The organism is Kitasatospora sp. MBT63 (genome assembly GCF_000710465.2).
In the GTDB taxonomy this organism is placed as follows: Bacteria; Actinomycetota; Actinomycetes; order Streptomycetales; family Streptomycetaceae; genus Kitasatospora.
In genome coordinates, this window is sequence record NZ_JAIZ01000290.1 from 1 (window position 1) to 3,364 (window position 3,364).

Genomic DNA, 3,364 nt, shown 5'->3' on the forward strand with positions numbered 1-3,364 from the left:
CTCCGCCGGACCCGTATGCGCCGCCCGCCCCGGTGCCCGCGCCGGCCCGCCCGGCCCGGCCCCGGCTGCTGCCCGACCGGCCGCAACTGATCGGCGCCGCGCTGGCCATCGCCGCCGCGCTGCTGCTCGGCCTGCTGATGGACCTCGGACCGCTCGGCGGCCTGCGCCACCTGCGCGACCACGAGACCGGCTACGCCGACCTGCGCGCCACCCTGGCGGCCGGCACCACCCCGATCGGGCAGCTCGACAAGGACGGCCGGCCGGTCATCCCCGGCACCCCGGTCGCGCTGCTGGAGATCCCGCAGCTCGGCCTGCGCGAGGTCATCCGGGAGGGCACCGCCGGGGGAGTGCTGGAGTCCGGCCCGGGCCACCGCCGCGACACCCCGATGCCCGGTCAGGCCGGTACCAGCGTCGTGCTCGGGCGGCAGGCGGGCTTCGGCGGCCCGTTCGGTGTGCTGGGCAGCCTGCGGGCGGGCGAGACCTTCCGGGTCACCACCGGTCAGGGCGCCCACGACTACCGGGTGGTCGCCGTCCGCCGGGCCGGCGACCCGGTCCCGGCGCCGGTCAAGGCCGGCTGGTCCCGGCTGCAGCTGGTCACCGGCGACGGCCCGCTCTACGCCCCGTCCGGGACGCTGCTGGTCGACGCCGACCTGCTGGACGACCCCGCCACCGAGGACGACGTCCGGCCGGCCAACCCGCGCCCGCTCACCACCGACGCGCTGCCCGCCGCCGAACGCGCCATGGGCACCGACGGCGGCGCCTGGATCCCGCTGGTGCTCTGGGGCGAGGCGCTGCTGCTGGCGGCCGTCGCGCTGGCGCTGGCCTGGGTCCGCCTGGGGCGGCTGCAGGCCTGGATCGTCGGTGTGCCCGTGCTGGCCGTGCTCGGCCTCTCGGTCGCCGACCAGGTCGCCCAGCTGCTCCCCAACCTGATCTGATGGACCGTCACAACCTTAGGAGAGCTGGATGACCAGCGTCGAGCCGGCCGTCGTGGACACGGCCGTCCTGCCCGCCCCCGTGAGCCCGGCCGGCACCCTGGACGCCCGCGCCGTCTCCGCCTGGTTCGGCCCGCGCAAGGTGCTGGAGCAGGTGTCGCTGACCATGCCCGCGGGCGCGGTCACCGCCCTGATCGGGCCCTCCGGCTGCGGGAAGTCGACCTTCCTGCGGATCCTCAACCGGATGCACGAGCTGATCCCCGGTGCGAGCCTGGCCGGTGAGGTCATGCTGGACGGCGGTGACATCTACGCGCCCGAGCGCCGGCTGACCGCCGCCCGCCGCGACATCGGCATGGTGTTCCAGAAGCCCAACCCCTTCCCGGCGATGTCGATCTACGACAACGTGGTGGCCGGGCTCAAGCTCACCGGCATCCGGGCCACCCGCGCGGAGAAGGACCACCTGGTCGAGGAGTGCCTCACCAAGGCGGGCCTGTGGCGCGAGGTCGCCGACCGGCTCCGGCAGCCCGGCGGGGCGCTGTCCGGCGGCCAGCAGCAGCGGCTGTGCATCGCCCGTTCGCTGGCGGTCCGGCCCAAGGTGCTGCTGATGGACGAGCCCTGCTCGGCCCTCGACCCGACCTCCACCCGCCGGATCGAGCAGACCATCCGCGAACTGGTGCACGAGGTCACCATCGTGATCGTCACCCACAACATGCAGCAGGCCCAGCGGGTCTCCGACCACTGCGCCTTCTTCCTGGCCGAACAGGGCACCCCCGGCGCGATCGTCGAGCACGGCCCGACCGGGGCGATGTTCGCCACCCCGCTCGACCAGCGGACCTCCGACTACGTAAACGGAAGGTTCGGCTAGCACTTGTGTCCGGGCCGTGATCGGGAGCCACATGACCTGACCATATGATCGGTCGGTGCACCGTGACCTCATCGATGACGTGCCCGTTCTGTGGGCGGATGCCCCGGGTCCGCTGACCGCAGCCCTGATCTTCGGCTGCGGCGCCCGGGACGAGACCTTCCGAACCCTTGGTGTGACCCACCTGGTCGAACACCTCGCCATGAGCACCCTGCCGCGGCTGCACCACGAGCACAACGCCCAGGTCGACCTGGAACTCACCCAGTTCACCGCCACCGGCCGCCCGGACCAGGTCGTCGCCTTCCTGGACCGGGTCTGCCGCGCCCTCGCCGACCTCCCGGTCGACCGGGCCGACCGGGAGAGCGGCGTGCTCGCCGCCGAGGACGGCTGCGCCGCCCACCCGACCGCCGGCGCGCTGCTCACCCACCGCTACGGCATCCAGGGACTCGGCCTCGCCCCCTTCAGCGGCCCGGGCCCGGACCGGATCCCGCTGGACGCCGTCCGGGACTGCGCCGCCCGCTACTTCCACGCCGGCAACGCCGTCCTCACCCTCACCGGCCCGCCGCCGCCAGGCCTGCGGCTGCCGCTGCCCGCCGGCGACCGCCCCGACCGCAGCGGCACCCAGCCGGTCCTGGTGACGGCCTCCTCCTGGCAGGAGGACACCGTGCCGGGGCCGGGCCTCGGAGTCCACGGCGACCTCGCCGACCAGGGCCTGCAGCTCGCCATGGCCGTCCTCCAGGAGCGGTTGCGCGAAGTCGCCCGGAACCAGCGCGGACTGTCCTACGACGTCTCCTGCGACCGCGCGCTCGCCGGACCGGACGGCGGCGACCGGATGATCCACCTGGACGCCCGCGACGGCGAGGAGCAGCAGGTCGCCGAACTGCTCTGGCAGCAGGCCGTGCTGCTGGCCGCCGAGGGCCCGTCCGCCGAGGAGGTGGCGGAGGAGGCCGAGGGCACCCGCGAGTTCTTCCTCGACCCCCGGACGGTGGCGCTGGAGCTGGAGTTCGCCGCCAACGCCGAACTGCTCGGCTGGAGCTACCGCAGTGTCGCGGACCGGCTCGACCTGCTCGACGAGGTGACCCCCGAGCAGGTCCGGGAGGCCTTCGCCCGGGCCATGGACAGCGCCCTGCTGGTGGTGCCGATCGGGACCCGGCCCGGGGCCCGGCGCGCCGACGGCACCGAGCTGCCCGAGGGCGGCTGCGCCGGGACCGCCGGACTCCCCGCGGGCGGGCGGACGTTCAGGGCTCCGCTGCGGGACAGGCTGACCGACGCGGGGGCCCGCAGGGCCCGGCTGGTGGTGACCGGCGAGGGGCTCTGGACGCGGATGCCGTCCGGGGGCGTCCACCACATCGCCTTCGCCGACGTGGTCGGCGTGGAGGTGCACACCCCCGGCCGGGTGGTCTTCGGCCGCAACCACTGCGTGATCCCGGTGATGCCCGAGCTGTTCGCCGGGATCGGCCCGGCGCTGACCGCCGTCGACGAGGCCGTCCCCGCGGAACTGCACTACCCGGCCTCCGCCTTCAAGAACGCCGACTGATCCGGCCGCCGGCCCGCCCCGGCCCGTCGGCCC

Annotated in this window: 3 protein-coding genes; all 3 read left to right on the top strand. The window is 74.9% G+C overall.

The window, feature by feature from the left end; all coding sequences use genetic code 11:
- On the top strand, positions 1–935 hold a 935-nt coding region (locus AA75_RS17950; protein WP_051812686.1), incomplete at its 5' end, for a sortase.
- Between the two features lie 28 nt (positions 936–963).
- The gene (locus AA75_RS17955; protein WP_033821087.1) at positions 964–1,797 is read left to right on the top strand and encodes a phosphate ABC transporter ATP-binding protein; all 834 of its coding nucleotides are present in this window, start codon (positions 964–966) and stop codon (positions 1,795–1,797) included.
- Between the two features lie 55 nt (positions 1,798–1,852).
- A complete protein-coding gene (locus AA75_RS17960) occupies positions 1,853–3,331 on the top strand; it encodes an insulinase family protein (RefSeq protein WP_051812688.1) in 1,479 nt (492 codons plus the stop codon).
- Positions 3,332–3,364: the final 33 nt, after the last annotated feature.

Excerpts from the sequence above, each read along its gene's own strand:
- AA75_RS17955 (WP_033821087.1), top strand. The coding sequence starts at position 964 with ATGACCAGCGTCGAGCCGGCCGTCGTGGACACGGCCGTCCTGCCCGCC.